13 protein-coding genes and 2 pseudogenes are annotated in these 24979 nt (G+C 67.8%); 5 read left to right on the top strand and 10 right to left on the bottom strand.

The genetic code is table 11. The features are described from left to right. The first annotated feature begins 5 nt into the window (after positions 1-5). A pseudogene (locus ACFY5C_RS39895) lies at positions 6-776 on the top strand (transposase family protein). A gap of 313 nt (positions 777-1089) precedes the next feature. Here ACFY5C_RS39895 and ACFY5C_RS39890 read toward each other — a convergent pair. The 5 genes from ACFY5C_RS39890 to ACFY5C_RS39870 form a co-directional block, all read right to left on the bottom strand. Continuing rightward, positions 1090-1770, bottom strand: a complete 681-nt coding sequence (locus tag ACFY5C_RS39890; RefSeq protein WP_389454828.1) for a DUF6193 family natural product biosynthesis protein — start codon at positions 1768-1770, stop codon at positions 1090-1092. A gap of 566 nt (positions 1771-2336) precedes the next feature. Next, the gene (locus ACFY5C_RS39885; protein ID WP_389454826.1) at positions 2337-2852 is read right to left on the bottom strand and encodes a DUF4265 domain-containing protein; all 516 of its coding nucleotides are present in this window, start codon (positions 2850-2852) and stop codon (positions 2337-2339) included. 2 nt (positions 2853-2854) lie between these two features. Further along, complete coding sequence (locus ACFY5C_RS39880; RefSeq protein ID WP_389454824.1) at positions 2855-9703, bottom strand: RHS repeat-associated core domain-containing protein; 6849 nt, start codon at positions 9701-9703, stop codon at positions 2855-2857. A 140-nt stretch (positions 9704-9843) separates the two neighbouring features. Beyond that, positions 9844-13455: a LamG domain-containing protein gene (locus tag ACFY5C_RS39875; RefSeq protein WP_389454822.1), complete on the bottom strand. Its 3612-nt coding sequence runs from the start codon at positions 13453-13455 to the stop codon at positions 9844-9846. Positions 13456-13695: 240 nt separating this feature from the next. After that, on the bottom strand, positions 13696-15045 hold the full coding sequence (locus tag ACFY5C_RS39870; RefSeq protein WP_389454820.1) for a VCBS repeat-containing protein: 1350 nt from the start codon (positions 15043-15045) through the stop codon (positions 13696-13698). 609 nt (positions 15046-15654) lie between these two features. Here ACFY5C_RS39870 and ACFY5C_RS39865 point away from each other — a divergent pair. The 4 genes from ACFY5C_RS39865 to ACFY5C_RS39850 all read left to right on the top strand — a co-directional run bounded on the left by ACFY5C_RS39865 (position 15655) and on the right by ACFY5C_RS39850 (position 20686). Next, the gene (locus ACFY5C_RS39865; RefSeq protein ID WP_389454856.1) at positions 15655-17646 is read left to right on the top strand and encodes a glycosyltransferase family 2 protein; all 1992 of its coding nucleotides are present in this window, start codon (positions 15655-15657) and stop codon (positions 17644-17646) included. A 467-nt stretch (positions 17647-18113) separates the two neighbouring features. Then, positions 18114-18323 (top strand): hypothetical protein, encoded by a 210-nt coding sequence (locus tag ACFY5C_RS39860; RefSeq protein WP_389454818.1) that lies wholly within the window; start codon positions 18114-18116, stop codon positions 18321-18323. Continuing rightward, positions 18320-18793, top strand: a complete 474-nt coding sequence (locus tag ACFY5C_RS39855) for a hypothetical protein (RefSeq protein ID WP_389454816.1) — start codon at positions 18320-18322, stop codon at positions 18791-18793. Before ACFY5C_RS39860 ends, ACFY5C_RS39855 begins: the two co-directional genes overlap by 4 nt. A gap of 1152 nt (positions 18794-19945) precedes the next feature. Beyond that, positions 19946-20686 (top strand): class I SAM-dependent methyltransferase, encoded by a 741-nt coding sequence (locus ACFY5C_RS39850; RefSeq protein WP_389454814.1) that lies wholly within the window; start codon positions 19946-19948, stop codon positions 20684-20686. 162 nt (positions 20687-20848) lie between these two features. Here the strand turns inward: ACFY5C_RS39850 and ACFY5C_RS39845 are convergent. From ACFY5C_RS39845 to ACFY5C_RS39825, 5 genes and pseudogenes are all read right to left on the bottom strand, one after another. Further along, positions 20849-20998, bottom strand: a pseudogene (locus ACFY5C_RS39845) (IS5/IS1182 family transposase); the annotation flags it as partial. A gap of 702 nt (positions 20999-21700) precedes the next feature. After that, entirely contained in the window at positions 21701-21871 is a 171-nt protein-coding gene (locus tag ACFY5C_RS39840) for a hypothetical protein (protein ID WP_389454812.1), read from the bottom strand. Between the two features lie 197 nt (positions 21872-22068). Next, entirely contained in the window at positions 22069-23334 is a 1266-nt protein-coding gene (locus ACFY5C_RS39835; RefSeq protein WP_389454810.1) for a hypothetical protein, read from the bottom strand. A gap of 643 nt (positions 23335-23977) precedes the next feature. Further along, positions 23978-24277 (bottom strand): hypothetical protein, encoded by a 300-nt coding sequence (locus ACFY5C_RS39830; protein ID WP_389454808.1) that lies wholly within the window; start codon positions 24275-24277, stop codon positions 23978-23980. Between the two features lie 453 nt (positions 24278-24730). Then, on the bottom strand, positions 24731-24979 hold a 249-nt coding region (locus ACFY5C_RS39825), incomplete at its 5' end, for a MerR family transcriptional regulator (RefSeq protein WP_389454806.1).

Raw genomic sequence — 24979 nt, 5'->3', positions numbered from 1 at the left:
CTGGTATGGCCGGGGTGTTAAGGGCTGAGCGGGTGTGGGTGGAGACATTCACCGGGCTGCAGGTGACGCAGTTTGCGCGTCTGTTGAAGGTTGTGCGGGAGCGGGGCGGCAATGGCACTCTGCGGGGCCGGCCGTGGTCGTTGCCGCTGGCCGAGCGGGTACTGCTGGTTGCGGTGTACTACCGCACGAACCTGACCATGCGGCAGCTGGGCCCGCTGTTCGGCGTCTCCTCCTCCACCGCATGCCATGTCATCCGACGGCTGGGGCCGCTGCTCGCACTCGAGCCTGCCTCCCGTCCGGCCAATGCCCCGGAACGGATGTGAATCGTGGACGGCACGCTGGTCCCGGTCCGTGACCGGAAGGTGGCCGCCTCCAGCCGCAACTACCGCTTCTCCGCGAATGTGCAGGTCATCGTGGACGCGGACACCAGGCTGGTGATAGCGGCGGCCCGTCCGGTTCCGGGCACCACGGCGGACGCGCATGCCTGGCGGGCATCCGGGCTCAGCCAGCACTGCCAGGACGTGACGGTGCTCGGCGACGGCGCCTACCTCAACTGCGGGATGGCGGTACCACACCGCAAACGCCCGGGACGGGCTCTGCTGAAGGCTGAGGAGGACGACAACGCCGAGCACCGCAAAGTCCGCGCCCGCGTGGAACACGTCATCGGCCGGATGAAGAACTACAAGATCCTCCGCGACTGCCGCCAGCGCGGCGACAGTCTCCATCACGCGGTCCAGGCCGTCGCCCACATGCACAACCTCGCCCTCGCCTTATGAACAGACATCGCCACTCACGGGCTCTGACCTGCCCGGACACGACCTTGTGCAACACGCTTTAGGCAACCGTGGGCCCGGGGCGCCGGGCAGCGCGCTGTCGGCTAAAGGCGGCGGTTCCGCCTCCTGCGAGGCGACGTCGACGCCCTTGGCGTCGCGCTCAAGGGGCTGGCGATCGCCGAAACGACCCCCATGGCAACAGCGACGACCTGCCACGATGCGCTGCCTCGCTGACGTCCCGTCAACTACCGTCGCCGCCGCAGGAGCCCCGTCGACTCTGACCTGACGGGGCCCCTGATCCGCCAAGGCGAACGACTCAGTCGTCCCCGGCGAGAGATTCAGAAGCCACAGAAAGGGCTTCCCTCAGAGAATCCACGACTTTCTGGTCATGAAAGAGGGCATTCTCCACACGGTAGAGACCTCCGGAAAGTGGAGTGAGGCGAGCCTCCCCGCCCCCTTGAAATCGGCGGCGTGAGCGAAGTCGTAGCGTTCCATGGCTGAGAGTCGGGAAGAAACCACCGAAGCGACCATACGAATAGGCTTCTTCCACGAGAGGACGCTCCTCGGAAAATTCCTCAGCAGTCCGCAGCCAATTCCACTGAGCGAGCGTTGGATCACCTGACTCGCGGGCTCTTGCTTGACGCCCCGGCGCCATAAACGGGAACTTTCCGGCGAAATCATCCACCGAAATGCCATCCCGCCAGGACGCTACCGCATCAATCAGATCGTCGAGATCATCGGTCGCACCGTCGGCCCAGGTGAACCCCTGCCCTTGGATTGCAACGAAGAAGGCCCTGCTCTGGCTGTCGAGCTGAATAGAGATCCTTCCTCGACTCGAATCCAGCTCGGCCGACGTGAGCAGGTCGGGTCCCGACGCGTGGTGACTGTAAACCCGCCCCAGGTCGAGGCTCTTCTTCACAGCCGCCAGTTCCATCAACGAGATGAGACTTCCCGCTTCAAGAACGTCTGGGTTGAGGTCAGAGTCAAGCGAATCCACGTTCACGAACCCCCTTTAAATTCGTTTCGTCCAGCGGCCGATGGAGTGCGGCTGCCGGAGACGAAACCCGCCCGAAGCGGCTGGGCGGAAATCCTCCTCTGCGAGGACGGACGATGCGAGTGCCGCGCCCCGCCTGTCACTGACGGACAGCACGCCATGCTCCCGCTGATCGTCTCCGCCTTGAGGTTGTCCTGCGACTCGGCACCTTCGCACCCAAGACACGCCGGAAAGCCCTGCAAGGACGCCTGGGACACCACCCACGCTCTGAACACGATCGACCCCTGGCGGAACTCACCTTGGCCCCGTAGCTGGCAACGCACCTACCAGCACCCCAAGCTGGCCGCCGGTGGCCGACAGGCACGCAGAAGTTAGAGCTCATCCACGGTGTGCAGCAAGGTCGGAGCACCGCCAGCACCATCCCGGCCTCGCAGCGCCGCGTCTGCGCTCGCGCTGGCCGGGCCCCGTCGTCTCGTCCGGCGCGCAGTCGAAGACGGCAAGGTCAAGGGCCCGGCTTGAGGAAGCAAACCGGGCCCCGTTGGATCTTCTTAACTTGGCCTGGGAGGCGCCTAGGAGGTGCTGTTCAGCTGACTCCGGTGGATCGCCGAGATCGCGCTTTCCTGGAACTCAAGGTCTCCTGAGTCCACTCGCTCGGCCAACCACTGACGCAACTCTCCATAGTTGATCGTCGGCGCTATGTCGACGGCCAAGAGGTTCTCGAAGCCGCCCGCGGTCTCCCAGCTACAGCCCGCGTCACGAAGCCGACGCTCCACGGACTCCCGGAGGCCGCTGCGCAGGAAGACGACTCGGATCGTCGAATGCCCGGACTCCAACGTGAAGCTCTCGAATACGAGCTCACGTCGCTCGTGGTCCGGCCTGACCCGGATCAGGTCTCCGTACGCGATGCCGCGCACGAAGAACGGTGTGTTCACCACCTTGATCTCGGACCTGACGTCCGTCTTCTCGCCCCAGAGGCGTTCCACCGAGACCGGTGGCCAGTCCGCGTGCTCTGCCTCAAGGTCAAAGGCAACCTTGAACAGCTTCGCACCACTGGCCGAGACCGGCCGCTCGCTCGATTCGGACACATCTACTCCTCGGGCAGGAATTCCCGCAACTCGTCGTCCCATTGTTCGACTGTCTTCGCAGACTTGTCTCTGTTACACCGCCGGCAGGCAACGCAACCGTTGTGCGGTGACCCGCAACCTCCCTGCGCCTTGGGAATCTCGTGGTCGATCTGAGCGTCGTCCGGCTGTCCCTTGATGGGGTTGCCGTCGGCGTCCCGCGAAGCGCGCCGTTCCACCGTGCGACCACAGTAGTCACACAGGAGGACCCCGTCGTTGGCCTCGAGGTTCTCGTCGTAGACCTTCTGCCGACCGGCGTCGGTGAAGTCATCACCCGAACGGTCGTCCGGGTGAGTCCCGCAATTGTGCACGAGGAGGGGAATTTCCTCCGTAAGGACGTAGTACGTGTGCGTGTCACTGATGGTGAGGTCGTGGGTACGCTGGCGCTGGTCGAAGGATCGGGTGGCCGTCAGCTCGGCCGGGCTGCCGTCCGCGATGTGCAGGCGCATGCCTGGCTTGAGCTGCCCGGCTTCCACCCACCGCTGCTCCGAGTCCGCCCAGAAGGGGTGGGTCGTGGTGGATACCAGGGTTTCGGTCTTGCCTGACTTGCTCTTGACCGTCAGGTCGACGAAATGCTTATCGTCCTCGGTAACGATCGTGCCGACGACTTCCCGGGACTTGGTTGCCCCCGTTTTCGGGTCCGTCACTACAACCTCGTCGCCCAGTTTGACCTGCTCGATCTTCTTGGTCTTTCCACTCGCGAGCAGCACTTTGGTGCCAGGCAGGAAGCTGTGCTTGCCGCCGATTGGGCAGGAGCCGCTGTCCTCGTTCTTCTTTCTCTTCTTGAGGGCTTCCGCTGCCTTCTTCCTGGCGTCCGCTAGTTTGTCCGTCGCCCGGGAGAGGCCGGCTCTCGCCTTGCCGACCGCCTTGTTGGCCTTCCACAGGTCCTTGGCCCCGCCGATCAGGTCGCCGATCAGGCCGGTGACCCGCTTGGCTAGTTTGATGCCCTTGGCCCAGTTCCACGGCGCGCCGTACTTGGCGAGGATCTTGCCTGCCAGGCCGCCGGCGAAGCTGCCGGCGATGTTGAGCAGGGTCTCGCCGCAGGCTCCGACGTCCCCGGTGGAGATGCAGTCGAGGGCTGCGTCCACGCCCAGGATGTCCCGGGCGATCTTGACTAGGGCCTTGCCCGCGGATTTGATCCGCTGCTTGGCGGAGGACTGCTGGGACTGCGCGCCCGCCAGATTCGCGGCAGCCGCGCTGGCATCGGACTGAGCGTCTACAACGGGGTCCGAGTTATAGCCGACAGGCTGGCCTCCGCGGCACTCGACCCGTGGGTCCTCACAGGCCGCGTTCTTCAGGCCAGTGGGATCGGCGTTGGTGACCGGCGAGTTGGTCGCGTACGCGTAGCCGTTGATCTGCTGTGGCTGCGTGTAGTCGATGAGCGGGTCGACCGAGATGAACTTTCCGATCACCGGGTCGTACTCGCGCGCCCCAAGGTGCGTCAGTCCGGTCGACGCGTCGATGGTGCCGCCGACATAGCCCTTCTCACCCGGCCAGGTTCCGGTCTTCTCGCCGCGGGCTACGCCGTAGGGGTCGAAGCGGCGCTGGCTGATCGCGCCGGTCGTGGCGTCGATCGCCACCTCGCCCGTGCCGTGGTGATCCGAGGCGACATAGGACAGCTTGGCCGCGGTGCGGACCGCGACCGCCTGTCCGGCGAACTCGTAGTAGCGGGTGGCTTCCGTCTTGGTGCCGTCGGCCGACAGCTTCAGCTCTGTACCGGGCAGGTAGACGGTGGTACCAGTTGGGTCCTTGCGGACGAGCCGGTTGCCGGAGGCGTCGTAAAGGTAGCTGGTCTTCGAGCCGTTCGCCTCGGTGACCTCATTGACCTTGCCGGTGTCGGTCCAGGTCAGCGACTGGGCGTTGCCCCCGATGGTGCGCTTGGTGGTGTTGCCCGCGTCGTCGTACTCGTACGTCGACTGCTTGTCGCCGGTCGGGGTCTGCTCGGTGACCTTGGTGAGCTGGTGCGGGCCATCGCCCTGGGCTCCGGCGGTGCCGTACTCGTAGCTGCGGGTGATGTTCTTCGCAGTGTCGAGGCCGGTGTCGTGCAGCGTCTCCGCGGTGCGGTTGCCGAGGGCGTCGGTCTCGTACGACTTCCAGTACGGGGCCGGGCCGCCGAGCGAGTTCGATCCGGGCGCCGCGTCACAGGCGGCCGGTCCCGTGCCGTTCACCGGGGTGGTGGAGCCACGGGTGCCCGTGCCGCCCGCCGTCGTCTCCGTTGCCGCCGGGGTCCAGGCGTCCGCGAGGCGCTGGCGGCTGTCGTACGCGAAGCACTGCACGTCCGGCGTGGCCGAGTTCGCCGTGTCCGCGATGGACAGGACGTTGCCCGCCTGGTCGTAGGAGTACGTGGAGTCCTTCGCCGGTGCGGTGGCGCCGTAGACGTCGACCACCGAGCGGGTCAGCCGGTCGGTGCCGGTCTCGTAGCTGAAGGTCTGCCAGACCTTCTTGCCGCTGCCCGAGTACAGCTCCAGCTGCTGGAGCCGGCTGGTGCGCGAGTAGACGGTGTTCGTGACATACGACGTGGAGCCCGTCATCGTCTTGGGACGCTGGAGGGCGTCGTAGGTGTAGGTCAGCGCCTCCGACGGCAGGTCGCCGATGGCGGGCAGGCCGGTGCTCTGGAGGGTGCCGTCACGGTTGTACGTTGCGGTGAAGACGTAGGTGCCGGCCAGGGAGCCCTGCGACGCTGGGACCTGGTAGGCCGTTTTCAGGGGGCGGTAGAACTCGTCCATCGACTGGACGGCGGTGGTGAAGTACTCCGTCGGCGAGACGTAGCTCAGGAAGCCGTAGGCCTGGCCGAGCCAGCCGGCCTTGTCGTACTTGGTCTCCGACAGCTTGGTGCCAGTGGTGGGTTCACCCTGCCAGGTCGTCGCCACGCGGCCGAGGCTGTCGTAGACCGTGGAGATCTTCTTGTTGCGGCCGTCGTACGCGGCGACCGGCCGGTCCAGCTCGTCGTACTCCGTGCGCGAGGTGCCCGCGTCCGGGTCGATCGACTTGGTCTTGCGGCCCAGTTGGTCGTACTCGTGACGCCACACGTTGCCCTTGGCGTCGGTGACCGTCTCCAGTGAACCGCGCGTGGTGTACGTGTACTTCATCGCGTCGTACGGCACACCCGCGCCCGGGGACGCGCCCCGGTAGTGGCGGAGCTCCGAGACGTTGCCCTGGCCGTCAGTGATCGTCGTCGAGGGCACGCCGCCGGTCGGCGGGTTGACGTGGGTCAGCTCGCCGTCGTACGTGGTCGTCGTGCGCCACTGCTCGGCGCCGCTTACCGCGAAAATCTGTGCCGTGGTGCGGCCCAGGCCGTCGTACTCCAGCAGGCTCTGCTGGCCGACCTGGCTGTTGCTCACCAGCAGCAGTTCGTCGGAGGGGGCGCCGGCGGCGTTGTACGTCGAATTGGTCTTCTTGATGCTGCCGGTGCCGTTGTAGAACGTGTCGGCGACCATGCGAGTGCCGTCCGGGCCCTCGGTCTGGATCTGCCGGGGCCGCAGCAGGCTGTCGTAGAGCTGGTACTCGCTGCCGTATGAGCCGTCGTTCTCGATCTTCTCGGTCTTGATCGAGGTGACCTTGTCCTTACGGACGTTGTACGAGTATTTGATGCTCGGTGTCTGAGTCGACGCCCGGTCCGCCAGCCACACCGAGGTCAGGCGGCCCATTGCGTCGTAGGCGAGGTCCGTCCGTCTGCCGTTGGGGTCTGTCTGCCCCTTGGACATGCCCCAGGCAGGGGCGTAGTCGGTGGTGGTGGCGTGGTCGAGGGCGTTGTGGACGACCGTCTTGGTCAGCAGGCCGTTGGTCTCCGTGTACGCCGTCTTCGTCAGGTTCTGCTTGGCGTCCTTCTGGGTCAGCGGGCGGCCGTAGCTGTCGTACGTCGTGGTGCCGGTGACCTGGTACGTCGCCGTGGTGCCGTTGTGGGACGTCAGGCGCTCGGTCTTCGTCGCGTCACCCTTGGTCGGCGCCGCACCGTACGCACCACCGTCGTAGGACGTGCGCTCGTCCGCCAGGACCTGCGTCTTGTAGTCCGGAGTGGCGGAGCACTTCACCGCCACCGACTCGCTGCGGGACGGCAGCGACAGGATGTTCTGCGCCGTGCTGTCCGCGTACCAGGTGCGGGTGCAGGAGTCGTCCTTGGTAGTTGAGACGTCGCCCAGGTCCTCGACCTGGGTGACCCGGCCGCCCTTCGCTGTGTCGTATGTCGTCGTGGACTTCGTCTCCCGCCAGGTCCCGTCGGACTTCAGCTCGAAGCCGCGACCAGTCTGGGTACGCACGATCGCCGCACGAGTGGTGCCCCAACTGCGCGTCTGGGTGGCGGTGTAGTGCCGGAACGGAGTCGCAATGGTCTTCGAGACCAGCTTGTCGCCGTCGTAGGTCGCCGCCTCCAACTGGTGGCCGGTGAACTCCTCGTCGTCCGTGTACGTGGCGCCCGTGGAGTCCTTGACCGTCACCGAGCGGATGCCGCCGGCCGGATCCGCGTCGCCGTTCATGCCCTGCATGAACGTGTAGTCGATGCGGGTGGTCTGATTGTCGGCGGTGCCGCTGGTGACAGTGACCTTGCCGTAGCCCTGCCAGCCACCCCAGGTGAGGTACTTGGCGTCGGTAATGCCGTCCGGCTTCGCCTTACGCCAGGCTGCGTCGCCCTCGTATGTGTAGCGGGTAACCATGCCGTCGCTGCCGCCGGTGCGGTCCGTCTCGATGACCGACGACACGACGTACTTGTGGAACCAGTCCGTGATCGGATCGGTGTAGCCCGGCGGGGCCCACTTCACCGGGTAGCAGCGCTTGATCGCCTCGCCCGGCTTGGGCAGTGCGTCCTTGGTGCAGTTGGTCGCAGCGTAGGTGACGTCGAGCTGGGCGCCGGTCTCACTGAGGACCATCGACAGACGAAAACGGTGGAACGGCGCGATGTTGTCGCCGACCGCGTCGACACGGTTGGCGAGCTGCTCACCGAAGAGGTCGACGGACGGCAGCTTCACCGCTGTACCGGCGCGGCCCTCATGCTCGATCTTCGACAGCCACAACGTCTTGGAGTCATCGCCGTTGTCGGTGAACAGGTGCGTCAGGGTCCAGGCGTCCACGTCCTGATAGGTCGTGGCGTCCTTGCGCATCTGCGTGACGACCGACGTCAGGCGCTTGGTCGTCCAGAACGTCTGGACCGGCGAGGTGCACTTGGTGTCGACCTTGCACTCCTGGTCGACCGGGACGTCCGGCCAGTGGGCGGCGTTGGCCTTGGTGCGCTTGCTCACCGCGCAGTCGAAGTCGGCAGTGGGCAGGCAGCGCTCGGCGGTGTTGAAGACGATCCGGGCGGGGGCCTTCGCCGCGTACACCTGACCGTCGCGCTGACCGTAGTCGATCCGCTTGAGGTAGCCGCCGCGGTGGTACGCCGTGCCGTTGACGTCCGTCTTGCCGTTGAGCGCGTAGTAGTTGGTCTCGCGCTCGTAGAAGTAGGACATCACGCTGCCGTGCGTGTCCTTGACGTAGTCCAGGCTCCAGCGCCAGGCCTGCTTGCAGTGGGCGCTGGTGAAGGTGGCGTTGTAGCAGGGCTCACCGGAGTCGTCGCCGAAGACCGGGGCGGTGAAGACCGAGTTGGTCTCCTCGTTGCCCGTGGCCCAGCCCGGCAGGCGGTTCTGGCCGAAGTAGTACTCGGTGCCGTCCGAGGTGGTGATGCGCCAGTACTCGCCGTCGTTGTCGCCGTTGGTGGCGCCGGTCAGCTTCTCGACCTTGCTGCCGTCGTCGGAGGACAGGTGCCACTTGCCGGTGGTGTCGTCCTTTACCAGCTCACCGGCGCTGCCGTTGAGCATGACGGTTGCATTGTCGAACGCCCAGCACTGCTCGCCGGAGTTGGTGTGACCGTCCTCGGAGCAGGGCTTGTAGCGACGCTCGATGTAGCCGGGGTCGTAGGAGAAGCCCTCACCGATCCAGGAGCCCTGATTGTTGGTGGCCGAGGTGCGGCCGTCCGCGGACTGGGAGGAGTAGCCGAGGCCTACGGTGGGGACCTGGCCGCCCGGGGTCGGGACGGAACGCAGGGGATAGTTCCAGTTGAACGCGCCGGAGGAGGTGGCGACGTTCCAGCTGGCCGACGGCGACAGGGCCGTCGCCTTGTAGGTGCCCTGCGCGCTGGACGGGCCCGCAGCCACCGCCAGCAGGGAGGCCGTCGTGCCCGCCATCGTGGAGACGCCCTCGGCTGCGGCCGGGGCGGCCGTCACGTCCGCAGAGACCGTCCCCGCGCGTACGTCGTTCACCGTGGGCAGCACCTTGGGCTGCTGCGGGCACTCCTTGCTGCCGGGCGCGGCATACACGGCGCACGCGGGCAACTGCACCAGACGCAGCCGGGAGGCGTACGAACCGCCGAAGCCCTCGGCGAAGTCGGAGTAGTCGACGCTCAGGCGGACCTTGGCGGCCTTGTCGCCGCCGTCGGACCGCTCGACCCCGAGGAGGACGCCGGCACCGAGCTTCGCGGCGCGGGCCGGGTCGAGGACGTCGACCTGCACCTCGCTGGGCGCGGCCTTGGCAGCCTTTGCACTCTTGGGCTTGAGCACCTTCAGCGGCAGGCCGCCCGCTTCCGCGGTGGCCCCCAGCTTCACCTCGGTGCCGCCCCGCTTGGGCCACACCGCCCTGTCGAGGCCCTTGACCGCGGCCTTGCGGGCCGGGTCCGAGGGCCGGGACTTGGACTTGGCGTCGCGTCCCTTGGCGGGATCGCCGTCGTCCTGGACGCCGGGGCGGCTGGTGCGGCCCCGGGCGCCGTCGTCGAGCGCCACTGCCTGGACGGTCGACGCGGACAGTGCGAGGGCGAGCCCCATCGCTGTCGCGACGACCGATTGTCTCGGCATGCGGCGGCTCAGTGAGCGGCCACGAAACATGAGGTCGGTTCCCTTTCAGAGGAGAACGTCATGGATTGGAGGGGAAAGCGGCATGGGACGGGTGTGCCGGGCCCTCAAGGCCCCGGCACACCCAGGGAAGTGACGTAGCGTCACATGTCTGGTACCGCCGTCAGCGCGGCCATCTGCTGCACCGCGATCTGGTCGGCGGCACCGCTGTAGACGCGGACCTCGTCCAGGGCGCCGGCGAAGTACTCGCTTGGCCCGCGCAGCGAACGGCCCACCTGCAGACCGCCGGTGGCGGACCACAGGGTGTCGTTCTCGCCGTAGGCACCGGCCACGAGCTGGCCTTGCACGTACAAACGGATGGAGTTGGCGACTGCGTCGTAGACGACCGCGAGGTGCTGGCCGGAGCCGTCGGGTTTCGCCAGTTCCTGGTTGTCGGTGAAGGTGACGATCTCAGCGGTCGCCGAGTCGGTCTTCGCCACGGCCAGCTCCCACTGCTGGGTGGCGGCCTGGTAGCGGACCTGGACGCGGTTGGCGTTGGCGCCCGGCAGGGACAGCACCGTCTGCGACTTGACCGGGTCCAGCGACGTGAGCTGGGCGCGGGCTGAGATCGTGAAGCTGCTGTTGCCGGTGACCGGGGCGGTCGCGGTGGACGCGTAGTCCCCGTCTCCGTCCACCACCAGGTGGCCGTCCCCCACCAAGGCGGCGGTGCCCAACGGGTCGTCCGGATCGGGGCGGTAGATGGAGGCGTTGCCCGCGAGAGCCAGCGCCTGACCGCCGCCGGTATCGGCGGAGGCACCGCTGGCAGCATCGTCGAGCTGCCAATAGCCCTTCCGCACCGGCTTGATCGTCATCAGCTCGGCGACCTGGGCCGGCGGCAGGACGCGGTCGAACACACGGACCTCGGCGAGGTCGCCGACGAAGTGGTCGCGATAGCCGCTCTTGGCCGTCGCACGACCGATCTGCAGCGGACCGTACGACTTCCAGGTCGAGCGCCGGCCGGCCGAGGCCTTGAGGTCCTTGTTGATGTAGAGCTGGAGCTGAGGGCCGCCACTTCGCTGGGCGTCGTACACACCCGTCAGCAGCACCCATTGGTCCTTGACCACGGACACTCCGGTGGAGACGGCCTTCCACTCTCCGAGCGAGTCGACGTCGTTGGTTGGGACGGCGAACTTCCAGGCCTGCGCCCCAGCGTCGTAGCCCAGAGTGAAGCCGGGCTCGCCGGTGCCGTCCTGGCTGATCACCGTCATGTTCCGGTCCAGGGCGGTGGGCCGCACCCAGGCGCTCACGCTGAAGCTCTTGGAGGTGTCGAGCACCGTCTTGCCGGTGTCCAGCCAGGCATCGGCGCTGCCGTCGAAGCGGGCCGCCTTGTCGACCTTTCCGCCCGGGCCGTCCACGCCGAAGGTAACAGCCGTGCCGGCCGTGGCCGAGAACTCCCCGCTCTCGTCATGCGCCTCGGTGTTGCCAGCCTTGTCGGCGAGGTTCCACTGGGCGAGAACGGGCTTACCCTCGCTGACCAGGAAGTGATACGGGGTGCTGCTCGCGTGGTTGGCCTTGTCGACGGCGATCACCTCGAGCACGTGCCGTCCCGGCCAGGTCGGCATCCAGTCAACGGAGACCGAGCCGCCCGGCGTGGCCGGGGGGAGGTCCTTCAGCGCGGCGCCGTCGAAGGAGTACCGGTACTTGACGACATCGGTGTCCGGGATGGTGTCGTTAGGGTTAGGCGAGAAGGTGAAGGTGCCGTAGGTACCCACTCCGTCGTGGTAATCGGTGCCCGGCGGATACTGCGTGGAGTTCACCAGCGGCTTGCCCGGCCAGCGCCCGTCGTAGGTGAACTCACAGCGCTGGGCGGTGTCGCCCTCCGAGCTCCAGGGGCCGTAGCCATCACCGTCGGTGGCCCGGGCACTCCAGTAGATGACGGTGTTCTGCGGGATCGTCGACCTGACGGTGTGTTCGAACTTGGTGCCGGAAGTCGGCGACAGCCACTCCTTGGTCAGGTGTGTGTAGGACTTGGCCATGCCGTTTTCGGTCCACTCGACCTTGAACTCGACCTTGACCTTGTCGGTCTGGCCGTTTCCGTGGTCGGGGTCGCTGGCGATGGCCTGCAGCGTCGGAGGCTGGTCGACGTACGCGCGGGTCGAGCCCCAGCGGCACAGGCCACCAGGGTCGGTGTACATGTCCGACGTCTTGATCTGCCGCGGCAGGTTGTTGTACTTGATCGACAGGTAGGCGTTGCCACAGATCCGCTTCCATTCGGCGAACCGGGTCTCGTCGGCAGCGCGCAGGCCCAGCGTCATCGCGTTCCAGCCGCCCGCGGCTGCCGTCTTGATCTCGTTGGTCAGCTCGCCGGTCTCACCACTCTCGAAGTGCAGGTTGGCCTGGCTTGAGCAGGAGGTCGGGGAGATCGCCTTGTCAACGGTCTGCAATTGGTCCACCCAGTCGCCGGAGGTGTTGGACCAGTTGCTGGACGAGGTGAGCGAGTAGTCCTTGCCGCCGACCCGGTACAACCGGATGGGCTCCGCGGTGGGGGTGGCGCTGTAGATGTGCTCCACCCGGGCGGAGAAGGTCGCTCCGATGATCTGCTTCCCCTTGTAGTAGGAGAGCGGCATCGTGAACATCGTGCGGCGCACGCCGACGCCGTTGCAGGAGACCGGGTTGTAGTCGGTGGGGCATTTTCCGACACCCGCGCTGCCCGAGTACTTCCAGTCCTGCTCGCTGGGCATTCCGGACATGATGCCGGTCCAGGACGTGCGCGAGGTGGTGCGCTGGATCGGGTCGATGACGACCGGGAAGACGGTGTTATCGCCGTGGAGGAGCTTCTGGTCGGGGAGCAGACTCATCTTGTTCTTGCCGACCTCGACGCTGAGCGGGGCGACTCGTCCGCCGCCGCCCGGGCCTTCGAGGGCGGGCTCGGGGGCTGTATGAGCCTGCGGGCCGGGCGTCGTGTTTTCGTCCGCACCGGCTACGGCGGAACTCAGAGCCTTTGACACGGCCTTGGGGCCCTGCTTGCGGGCTGCGGCCTCGGTCACGGCAGCCGAGTCCCACATCGCGGGCTCGCCCGCCTGGAAGACGGTGCCGCCGACGGCGGCGTCCTCGGCCACGATGGCGCCGGCGGTGTCCTCGGCGACCTTCAGGCCCTTGGTGGTCAGGCCTAGGTCGACCCTGTCCAGCCGCGGGTCGGCCGCCGCCTCGGGCGACTTGACGACCAGCAGATGCCCGAACCCGTCGGCCTCGGCCCGGACGGCGAGGTCCACGCCGGGCAGGGCGTCGACGTAGGTGGCGGTGTCGCCCTCGACGCGCGGCGCGGGCAGCTTGCCGTACGGCCAGGTCAGGGCGAACTCACGGCCTGCCCGCTGCATCGTGACGAACGGCTCGGATGCCTTCCCGGCGGAGAAGCTCAGATCGACGGTGGCGGCCTTCGGCCCCCAACTGCCGTCAGCCCGCTCCACCAGCGTCGCGTCGATGTCGAACCATTTGCCGTCCCGGACCGTACGGATGGGCTCGGTGTACTCCCGGGCCGTGAAGGAGCCGTCGGGCTCGGCGAAGATCTCCCTACGCTCGGTACGCAGGCCGACGACCTCGGTCTTCTTGCCGGTCTCCTGCGCGACGGCGAGGGCCTGCTCCTCGGTCTGCATCGGCTGTTCGGCGGCCACCGGCGTCTGCGGCTGCGCCGGCTGGTCTCCCCCGCCTGGGAGGACCGTCACGCCGGCCACCACCGCGCCGGTGACGGCCGCCGCCACGGCGGCACGAAGCACCACGCCTCGGCGTATCGGTCTGTGTCTGTCTGCGGACACGGGTCTGCTCTCCAGTTGGTTCACGTCTGTCAGAAGGTCCGGTTCGCCGGAACGCCTGCTCCGGTGAGGCCATGCCAGGCACTTGACGGGTCGTCAGTTGAACCGGAGGCGCACGGCAGCGTCCCCGCGAGGGCTGCCGCCCTCATCGGGTCGCGCGTCAGCACGGCCGTCGGGCATGTGAGTGCCACGAGTGTGGTGACGTTGTCAGCGGGTGGTGGCGCCGAAGGCGACGCCGCCCGCCGGGATATCGCCCTCGCCGGGCTTGAAGGTCTGCGTCGGCGCACCGCCGGAGGCCACGTTCCAGGGGAAGCCGTAGACCGCGCGTCCTTCGGCCGGCCCATAGGGCACGCCCACGTACAGCAGCGAGGAAGTGCCGTCCAGGGCAAGGCCGGTGAGCATGCGCGGTGCCGGTGCGGACGGAATGCCGAATGCCGGGTCGATCGAGACGTCGGAAGCACCCGGCGCGCCGACCAGCGGGACGATGTGGACGCCGCCCTCGTCCGGGAACTCCTCGGTCGTTTCCTCGCCGGGCACGCCGATCGCGAGCCTGGTGGTCGTGGCCGTAGAGGTCGCGTTCGGGGAGGTGTTGACGGCTGCGAGGCGCTTGCCGAAGAGATCGCCGGCCTCTCCCGCGCCGTCCACGTCCGCGGTGTTCTGACTGATCCAGGCGGTCTCGCTGAAGGTGCCGCCGGCCGTGAGCCGGAAGACCTGGACGGCGCCCGCGTCGACGGTCGTCTTGCCGTCCTCGCCGGGAACACCGACCGCGAGCAGCGACTCGGTGGTGGAGGTGGCTCCGGAGGGCCGGTGGGGGACCATGGCGAGTGCGGTGCCGAACTGGTCGCCGATCTCCGCGTCCCCGTCGATCGTGTCCTGGTCCTGCCCGAGTCCGCCGAGCGGCTTCGGATAGTCGGAGGTCAGCGTGTGGCTGAACCAGGCCACGCCGCCGGCGAAAGTCGCGGTGCCCAGCGCCTCGCCGGGTGTGCCGACCGCGAAGTGGGTCGGCGTCGCGGCGAGCGCGCTGCCGAAGCGGTCGTCCTGCTCGGCCACGCCGGGGACAGCGCCAGCGGTCTCGGTGTCCTGGTCCATGCCGACGACTGTTTGTGCGGTGCCGCTCACGTAGTAGAAGGAGCCGGCGTCCTCGACGGTGCCGATCGACTCACCGGGGCTGCCGATCAGCAGGTACGGCGTGCCGCCGGAGGTCTTGCCGGCCGCGACTGCGTACCCGACCCAGTCGTCGGCCTCCGCGGTACCGCCCAGCGGCTTGTCGCTGCCCTGGTAGATCTCCTTCACGGCCCTGCCGCCGGCGTTCAGCCCGTTCGTCGAGCCGTAGATCACCTGCACGCCGCCGGCGTCGGGCGCGGCGCCGATGTCCTCGTACGGGGATCCGACCACCAGGTCGCTGCAGCCGTCGAGGTCGGCGTCGTAGACGGCCAGCGCGTGGCTGTACTGGTCGCCGGCCTCGGGCACGCCCGGTACGCCGTCTGTTGCCTGCGAGAGCGTGAGGGTGCCCTTCCCGCCGCCGTAGACGACATGCACGACCCCCGCCTTCTGCACGCCGTCGACACTCGCCTCAGGGTCGGCGATCGCCGTATCCCTGACGCCGTCGCCGTTGAAGTCCGAATTGATACCCGACGGGCACGCAACGGCGGCTGTGGCGGGTGTACCGCCTACAGTGCCCTCCCATGTCAGTAGTGCCCCCGCCAGAACAGTGGCAGCACCAAGCCGCCAGCCTTTCCCCACCCTTGACACAGATACCTCGTACATAAAGAGAAGCTAAAGAAGGTCAAGTGATCATCCCTTTACGCGAAGCGCACACGCAATACACATCCCGTTACTCGCGGGTATGACAAAGATCACAGCGAATGCTCATATCACCCATAGGGAGCGCATGGGATCAGCTCGGCATCAACCGCAGCGAAGGGGCCTCCAAGGCATCGCCACTCGGCTGACCTGCGGCGCAGTGTCGTCCATCTCAGCAGATCCGACCTGGCTCGAACCGGCCCTTCATCGAGTGGTCATTACGCGGGCACAGAGAGGTCATGGTATCTTCACATTCCTTTGTGGCACCTTCCCTCGCAATTGACGCCCAACAGCATTCGATCGGCCAATTAAAAAGCCATCCAGAATACGGGGCGTTCCCTGTATTCCTTGGAGAGCGTGACGATGGCTACCCCGGCCGTTTCCGTAATTGTCGCCGCGTACAATGCGATGCCTTATCTGACGCGTTGCATTACATCCGTCGCCGAGCAGAGCATCGGCCAGGATGAGCTGGAGATCATCGTCGTCGACGACGGGTCAACCGACGAGACCGCCAGGGAACTTCACCGCTTGGCGGGCGTGTACCCAGGGTTGATCACCATTTTCGAGCAGCCGAACTCCGGCGGCCCCTCGGCACCTCGTAACGCCGGACTCGACCACGCACGCGGACGCTTCGTGTTCTTCCTGGATGCCGATGACTACCTGGGCCCGGAAGCCCTCGAACGCATGGTGGCCATGGCCGAGAAGAACGGCACCGACGTCGTGCTGGGCAAGATGGTGGGCGTCGGCGGACGCGAGGCCCCCGCCTCGATGTTCCGGCGTGACCAGCCGAAGACCGACGTGTTCTCCTCCCGCGTCTACTGGACGCTCAACCCCATGAAGCTCTTCCGCCGGGAACTGCTGGAGCGTCACGCCCTGCGCTTCCCCGTGGACCTGTCCATCGGCGAGGACCAGCTGTTCGTAGGGCCCGCCTACCTCCACGCGGCGGGCATCTCGGTACTGGCCTCCTACGACTGCCTGTTCTGGGTACAGCGCGAGGACGAGGGCAACATCACCCTGCGGACGGGCGGAACCGAGCCCCGGCTGACCTTCCTGCCCCGCGTGGTCGACATGATCCTGGAAAGCGTGCCGCCCGGCCCCGGACGCGACCACCTGGCGCAGCGGCACCTCACCGTCGAGGTGCAGCAGCTCCTGGACCATCTGGTCCACGAGCCCCGCCCCCAGCAGGAAAAGGCCCTCGCCCGCCTCGCCGAGACCATCGCCCCGCTGTGGCACGAGGGCCTCAACGAGCGGCTCTCGGCGATGGCCCGGCTGCGGCTGCACCTCGTACGGCACCGGATGCTGGACGAACTCCTCGCACTCGTACGGTTCGAGAAGGAACTCGCCCGGAGCTCCGTGTCCACCCCCCTCATCATCGACCGCGGCCGCGCCCTCGCCCGCTACCCCTTCCTCCGCGACCCCGACCGCGCCATCCCCGACAACTGCTACGACGTCACGGCTCAACTCGGCGTACGCCACCGAATCGACCGTGCCGAACTGCACGGCACCACGCTGCACCTCGCCGGACACGGCTACCTCCACCGCGTCGCCACCGAGGACGTCAGCACAGAACTCGTCCTGCGCGAACGCGACTCCAAGGAGGAGTTCCGGCTGCCGGTCACGCACACCGCGACGCCCGGACTCGGCGCCGATGAGGACAACGGACACTACGCCTACGAGAAGGCCGGCTTCGAGGCCTCCGTCGACATCACCACGGCCGCCGACGGCGATCCGCTCCGGGACGGACTGTGGGACATCTCCCTCGCCATCGGCGCCCAGGGCATCACTCGGGAAGTCCGCATCGGCAGCAAGCGGGCCAACGCCGTGTCCGGCAAAGCCGCCACACACGTCGTGAACACGACCACGGGGCCACGGGCCGCCACCCTCTACACCACCCACCCGCACGGCAACTTCACGCTCGACCTCGGCGAACAAAAGCACCCCGTGCTGCCCCACCTCGGCCTGAACGACACCGTCCGATGGGCCCCCGACGCCCCCACCGAGCTGGAGTTCACCGGCCGCTGTACCCTCACCGCCCACCCCGAGGGCGCTCTCGCGGTAGCTCTCAGCAACGACCGGGGAGACAGCACCTCCTTCGTCGCCTCGGCCACCGGCGGCTCCTTCGTCGTACGCGTCTCCGTCGCCGAATTCCCCGCCGGCATCTGGCACGGCGAACTACGGCTCGGCGACTGGGCACTGCCCCTCCCGGCGCTCCCCAGCAACCTCACCGCCGCGAAGTGGCGCCGCCGCGCGCTGCCCTGGTACGCGAAGCCCGCCGCGGACGGCGAGGACGGCTTCGCCCTCCACGTCGCCAGGACCGACCTCGTCAAGGCAATGACTCGACGCATCAAACCCTGACGGGGAACGGCGGCCGTTGACCCATGCCTGGTACCCCAGCCGTAGACCGTGACTTGGCGCGGATATCGGGCCCGTTCGCCCCGGTCGGACCCCGACCCCATGCCCGGCAGTTGGCACTCGGGCCGCTGTCAGGACCTGCCGCGTACCCGCGCGAGATCAGCAGATGCCAAGAGCCTGGCCCCAGTGTTCGCAGGTGACCGGGAGGCCGCCGCCCGCACAGAGTGGGTCGTCAGCAGGACGGGAGGCGTGTCGTGACACGGGAGGTCACTGCGTAGTCAGGATCCGGGCCTACACGTTCTGCGATGCTTCAGCATCCCGCCCGGGCTGCTACGCCGACGCTTGGCTTATGCTCTCGACCCAATTGTTCGGGAGGGGCGGGGATGTTTCGCAGTTCGCGTAGGGGCCGCGGGCCCATCGGGCTTGTTCGGCGAAGACTCTGGGCGGCGACGTCGGTGATGATCCTTGCTGTGTCGGCCGTGAGCGGATGCGGGGCGCAGGCATCCAGCCCCAAGGCTGCCGCCGTCCAGGCTCGCGCACTCACTCAGGGAGAACTGGAAGCCGCGAGACTGGCCGAGGGCGAAGCGAGCGGCTACGGAGCAGCGCACGGCACCGAAACACCGGCGGACATGAAGCCGGCGGTGACCACCACCACGCCGGAGATCTGTCTGCCCGCGTGAAGCTGCTCCACCACGGCTGGGCGGAAGGCACAGTGGGCTATACGCGGTTCCACCTGCGTGACCCCGAGAACAGCGTAGGGACCAAATCGGTGGCACTGACCAGCTATCCCACCGGTCAGGCCAAGCAGGTGTTCGCTTCGGTCGAAAAGTCACTCAAGGCGTGTCCGTCGGTGGTGTACAAGTCCGTCCAATCGGTGCGCGCGAAGCTCTCGCTCGGAGAACCACTCGAACCAGGCGACGAGTCGCTCAGGGTGAGCATGCATTTCTCAATGAACGGGATTGAGAACCACACGGCGTACGGGATCGTGCGCAGCAGTAACGTCCTCGTCTGGTTCAACATCAATGAAACCTTCGGCAGCACTCTGCCGAAGCAGAAGAAGGCGGATCTCATGCCGGTACTCCCGACAGATCTGGTCTTGCGACAGGTGAAGAAGGTAGAAGCCGCCCTGAAAGCGACAGCCAGCCCCTGACTACCAGGACGGAGCGCGCCGGGCAACGACCCGCTCCGCCAAGGCCAAGCAGGACGGTTGTGTGCCCCACAGTGCGGGATGGACGGCTACTTCGAGTAGGGCGAAGACTGGCAGGACAACGCCGTGATCGGCGTGCAACCGATGGATTACCGCGGGTCCAGCTCGCCGCGGGAGCCGAGCTCATCGAGGGCCGGCAGCGAGGGCGACTCGCACCTGCCCGGGCCTTGTCCATCACACCGGACTAGGGACTCGAACTGGGGATCAGCACGGCCGACTTCGCCGCCCGCGCGTTCACCTGCGATCCCGACAGCCTCAAGGCCATCCGCCGCGTCATTCTCACGACCATCAGCGCCTGGCGGCTGAACGCGCTCGCCGTAGACCTGACGACCGTGGTCAACGAGCTCACCACCAACGCCGTTCAGCACGCATTGCCCAGTCCCGGCGATGCGCAGCCCAAGGGATGGCTCGGCATAGCCCGCACCGGCAGCACGGTGGTGTGCGCCGTGCCCGATCCCAGCCCCACGCCCCCTCGCGTCGCCCATTGGAGTACCTGGCGGACACAGCCGGGGCCTGCTCATCGTGACGCCCTGAGCAGCCAGTTGGGCTCGCCGCAAGCGCCCCGACCGGAAAGACCGTCTGGGCCCGTATCTCCAGCCTCTCCGTGTGAGCACTGCATGACGAGAGACGCGGTGCCCACGCCGTCGGCGGGCGGGCCTAGAACCCGGCGTCCCCGGCGGTCGGCTACGCGATGGGGCGGACCCACTCGCGCAGCATCACACCGGAGGGCATGAAGGCCGAGCAGGCCACCGCCAGGGCGCACGGCGCTCGCGTTGCGACGTTACCGAGTGGGGACAGTGGGCTTATGTCTCCTATGCATGTCTACATCTAGCGGCTGGAGAAGCTTGGGCTCAAGCGGGCGAAGGCGCAGCCGTGCGTGGCAGGTGGGGCGAGGGTTTGTGCCGGACACGCAGACGGGCACTTCGCCGCGATGCCGGCGTTCGGGGCCGAGCGCACGGCCAACGACGATCAGTACATGCCGGGGCTAGGGCTCGTCCGGCGGATCATGGCCGAGACAGGGCCGGAGCGAGGCGAGGGCCGGCCGGTGCCCTCATCGTGTTGACCGCCCCCGGCAGGCAGTGCTGGAGTCGGCGCGTGGACAGCATCCCCGCCAACCGGCGGCTCTGGAACCAGATCAGCAGCGCCTACCAGCACGAGCACGATCCGCAAATCGGCGCCGCACCCCGGCTGTGGGGCATGTACTCCATCCCCGACGCGCACCTGCACGCCCTGGGCGACGTCACCGGCAAGCGCGTCCTCGAACTCGGCTGCGGCGCCGGCCAGTGGTCCAGGGTGCTCGCCGCCGAGGGCGCCACCGTGGTCGGGCTCGACCTGTCCGAAGCCCAACTCGCCGCAGCGGCCCGCGCGATGGGAGCGGCCCGCTACCCGCTGGTGCAGGGCGCCGCCGAACAGCTCCCCTTCGCCGCCGAAAGCTTCGACCTGGTGTTCTGCGACTTCGGTGGGCTCAGCTGGGCGCCCCCGCACCTGGCCGTCCCGCAGGCCGCACGCGTCTTGGGCCGAGGCGGGCGCCTGGTGTTCAACGTCGCCAGCCCATGGTTCGAAGCTTGCTACGACGAAGCCGCCGGCCGCGTGACTACGACGCTGCAGCAGGACTACTTCGGGCTGAACACCATCGCCGAAGACGACGGCGCGACCAGCTATCAGCTCACCTACGGCGACTGGGTCAAGGTTCTGCGCGGCGCGGGTCTCATCATCGACGACCTCATCGAGCCGCGGCCCGAACCCGGAACACCCAACGGCTACAACGAAACCGACCCACCCGACTGGGCACACCGCTGGCCGGCGGAACTGCTCTGGGTAACCCACAAACCGTAAGTTGCGCCGCGCCGAGACGTGAAGGTATCCCCTCGCCGGGCAGGTCTAGGGCCTGCCCGGCTGATCATGGGCGGAGCCAACTTCAACGCGTTGATCGTCCGCTCCACTTCGCTCCTGCGTTTGCAGGTCGTCTTGTCGAAGCCGGCGGACCGTCCGCCCCTGGATGAGCTGCGGAGCGTCGCCCCACTGGCCCAGCGTGATCAGCAGCGCCAGCGGGCGGAGTCCGCCTTCACCGGCCAGGTGGATCTTGCAGGTCAGGCCGCCCCGGGAGCGTCCGAGTCCCTCGTCCGGGCGGTGGTGCCGGGGCGTGCGCCCTTCCCGGCTGCGGACAGCTCGGGCGCCCCGGCGAGTACCGTGTGGGCCCTCGTCCACGGTCTGGCATTCCTGCACCTCGACGGCAAGCTGGACAGCTCCACACCCGAGGTGGTCGCAGACCAGGTCCGTGCCTGCGTGTACGCGCTCTTCGGCGCGGCCCCGCTGTGTCCCTGGCAGCGCCGGCCGAGTAGATGACTGCCTGGTTCAGCGGTAGATGAGCATGCGGCGGCGATCGCCGGCGAAGTGAGCGTGCTCGTTGAAAGTCAGGCAAGATCAGCACGCACCCGCACAGCCTGCCGATCAAGATCGCCAGACGCAAGATCGCAGACTCGCTGAAGCCATCGATAAGATCGGTCAGTGGCTTTGTTCTGGCAGCATCGACGTACCGCCGATGCCGCTTTCGCCGCGGCTTGCATCGCAATAGGTCACGGCCCCGACGAGCGCCACGAGGAAGGCTGGCGGGACAGCATTCTGGTGGACCACCAGCCTTCCTGCGTGGCCTCACGGAGTGATCGTGTTCTGGCGGCACGGCCGAGACTGGCAGTTCATCCCCTTGGATCGTGATGAGAAACCAGTCCAGGACGGCGCCGAACGACTCCCCTGGCCGGCCGAGCTACCAGCAGACGAGGCCGCCCAGCGGGTCGCAGAACTACTGGGAGAAGGACCCCGCCTGACGTGAGGCGGCGACCAGCGCAGCAGTCATTCTGAAACGATCAGTAAGGCGTTGACGGTCCCCCAGTTGAGGGCCACGACTCTTTCGTGCGGCAACGAGAGCAGCGTGCCGCACAGCGCGGCGAGGATGCCGCCCGAGGTGACGACGACAGCGTTCGGCCCCGGCCGAGCAAGGCGCGGCCGGGGCTTGCTGTTCACCCGGCGAAGAAGACCTCGGCGCGCTGAACCTGTACTCACACTAGCCCGGCGCGTTCACCGACAACACTGAGATGGCGGGCTGGCTGCTGGCCTCCCCTGCAGCGGTGGTCTTCCCAGCGCCCTCACCCACCACGGACTGGAACGGGCGACGCAGGGAGCGATGCTATGGGTCGCTGACGCAGGTCGACGCACCGAACTCAGGAGGATGTGGTCACCACTGATTCCCTCGCGTTGGAGAGGGCATGGTCGACGCGCTTGCGTACCTGGTCGGCGACCTTGTCCTGGAGTTCCTTGAGATGCCAGCCGGGGAAGACGAGCATGAGGAGGACGAGCACAGCCATGCCGTACAGGCCCCGGTACGGGGACATGACCTCGGGGACCATGGTGTCCGGTCGCGTCGGTTCCACGAAGACGGTCGTGCGCTCCCCGTCCAACTCCTGCAGGCCGTCGGTGCGTTGACGGTAGGTGCGGCCGTTGACCGTCCACTCGTAATCGCAGTCGTACATGGGGGCGTACTGGCTCGGGCCGTTCTCGTCTGCTGCCTTGATCAGGATTCTGCCGGTCTGTCGGCAGTTGCTGACGTCGGCCGACACGCGCAGCCGGCGTGCCACGTAGTCCTGGTGGGTGGCCAGGCCCGCAGCCAGGAGAAACGCGCAGCCCGCGACCATCGCGACCGACAGGGCCAGGAGCAGGAGGTGCGCGCGCCAGTCCCAGTACACATCCAGGCGTCGCAGCAGTCGGTAGCGCCTGGCGCCCGCAGCCCCCAGGGCCACGGCCGTGCCGGCGCAGGCGGTCCATCCCCACGCCTGCCACGGTGTGTCGCCCCCCAGCATCACGGGTCCGAGTGCCACCACCGCGGCAGCGGCCGCAGAGGCTGCCGCACACACCATCACGATGATCTTGCCTGCTCTGCGGCCGGCCGCGTCACGGGCGGACTGTGCCACGGCGGCTTGTTGGGCGATCCTGATCGCTTCCGCGACGACAGCGCCGGCTGCCTCCTCGTGTGCCCGGCGCAACTGCCGCACAAGGTCCTCGGTCTGAGAGGCAAGAGCCTCCCGTTCCTTGCGGGCCAGCCGCAGCTGTCGGCGCAGCCCGGCAACCTCGCGCTCGGCGAGCTCCAACGAGGACCGGGCCCTGCGCAGTGCCTCGCGGGCAGCCTGCTCCCTCATCAAGGCCTCCTCCCTCTGGTCGGTGAGGATGTGGAGCTTGAACACCAGCGGCTGGAGCACGGCGAGTGCGGCCAGGTAGAGCTGATCGGTCTGCTCCACCGCCTCGGCGTCGGTGGGGGTGTTGTTCTGCCGGGCGAGCACCGTGTGCAGGCGCCGTACGAAGGCCCGCTCGGGCACTTCCTTCTTGCCGGAGAGGTAGTACGACAGCGTCACCGGTGTCACCCCGAGGGCGCGCGCCGCGTCGGCGTCCGGGCGAAGCAGCCGCCGATCAGCCTCCGTAAGTGGCCGGCCCACCGGGCTACTTTCGGGGGCCAGTTCCGGGTCGAGATCCTTACGCGGTCGGCCGCGGCCGCGACCCGCTCCCCCGCCGCCCGAACTTCCCGGGCCGCCGCTCGCCATGACGTACATCACTCCAAAAGACCTGCTCACAGCATTTGTTGCGACTTGGGCAACAAATCAGGCCCGGGCATCGTCTCAGGTGTTCACGTCCGACGAGGCCCGAATGCGCAGACCAGAACCCCGGCACACCCGGGGCGCATCGGCCCACATGACTGGAGCCCGACCATCAGCACCACACCGCACCCCAAGCCCGGCCGCAGCTGCCGGCACCCGCTGCGACAGCGCCGCCTGTCCCGGCACCTGTCCCGAACCGCACTGACCGGTTTTGTCCGCGGAGCCGCCACAGCCCTGGGCGCCGTCGCCGTGGGAGGGCTCCTGGCCTGGCTCCGCGAACACCTCTGACCCCGCCAGCCCACGCGAGAGGACTGACGGTGCCCCACAGACAACCCGTGCCTCGGCGGCGGGGTGCGGGGCGGTCCGCGGGGCGCCGCGCCGCAAGCGCACCACCGACAACCCGGACAGCAAAGGCCGTCTTTATGCAAGTGCACCGGCTCCGGCCCGTCGTCGGCGTGCGGGCGCACGAACTGCTGTCCGCAGGCTACGAAGTGCCGTCCAGGTCGGCGGGGGTTGTGCGGGAGCGGGCCCCGAGCGGGCTGAGCTCGAAGCCGAGCCGTCCCAGCGAGACCAGGGCGCCCTGACCGAACACCAGGAGCAACCAGGCGCCGTCGCGCCAGTACCAGCCCTGCGTCCAGGGGCGCATGAGGGCCGCGGTGGCGAGGAGATGCGCGAGGGCGATGAGAATTCCTGCCCGGCGCCGCCGGGGGAACATCAAGGGCAGCATCGTCCACAGCGCCGAGGCCAGGGCCAGCCACGGGGCAAGGAAGGGCACAGCAGTCACGACAGACCTCAATATCGCTAGGGGCTGGCGGCACTCTCGCTCAGGCCGGCCCGCCGACACCAGCGCAGCCAGGTCTCGCCCGGATGACAATGTGATATGTGGCAGCGCTGGTGCAGGCCACTCAGCGCCACTTGCTGCAGCGGCCCGGTAGACGACGGTGCAGACGAAGAGGGTGACGGCGAGAACGGCAGGGCAGGTCCGCCGAGAAGCCGGTGGCAACCAGAGCGCCCACCGGCTTCCCCCGCGGCGGTCGCCCTCTCCGGCGCCCGCACCCACGCACAGAGGGAACAGGCCGTCGCCACCCGCCCCCTCACCGGCGAGGCTTGGGCATGGCCGCAAAGACCAAGTTGCCCGGGATGCTTGCGTTCCGGGCAACTTGCGTGATCCGGAGTACCTGCGTTCCGGGCAACTTGCGTGAGCGGCAGCCGCGAAGTCCCTGGGGAGCGGCAGGGCTCAGCCGTCTGCGGCCGCAGACGCTTGGTCCGCTGAACCGGCGGCGCGGCGGTATTCGGCGTTGATGCGCTGGGCTTCCTCGAGCTGGTCTTCGAGGATGACGATGCGGCAGGCGGCCTCGATAGGGGTTCCGTGATCGACGAGTTCGCGGGCACGGGCGGCGATGCGCAGTTGGTAGCGGGAGTAGCGGCGGTGTCCGCCTGCGGAACGGAGCGGGGTGATCAGGCGGGCTTCGCCGATGGCGCGGAG

This window comes from Streptomyces sp. NPDC012935, from assembly GCF_042900345.1.
Taxonomy (GTDB): Bacteria; Actinomycetota; Actinomycetes; order Streptomycetales; family Streptomycetaceae; genus Streptomyces.
Note: the sequence above shows the minus strand (reverse complement) of the source record. Positions and strands in the feature narration are given on the sequence as shown.

Coding starts and splice junctions, on each gene's coding strand:
- ACFY5C_RS39880 (WP_389454824.1), bottom strand. CDS start 9,703: ATGCCGAGACAATCGGTCGTCGCGACAGCGATGGGGCTCGCCCTCGCA.
- ACFY5C_RS39865 (WP_389454856.1), top strand. CDS start 15,655: ATGGCTACCCCGGCCGTTTCCGTAATTGTCGCCGCGTACAATGCGATG.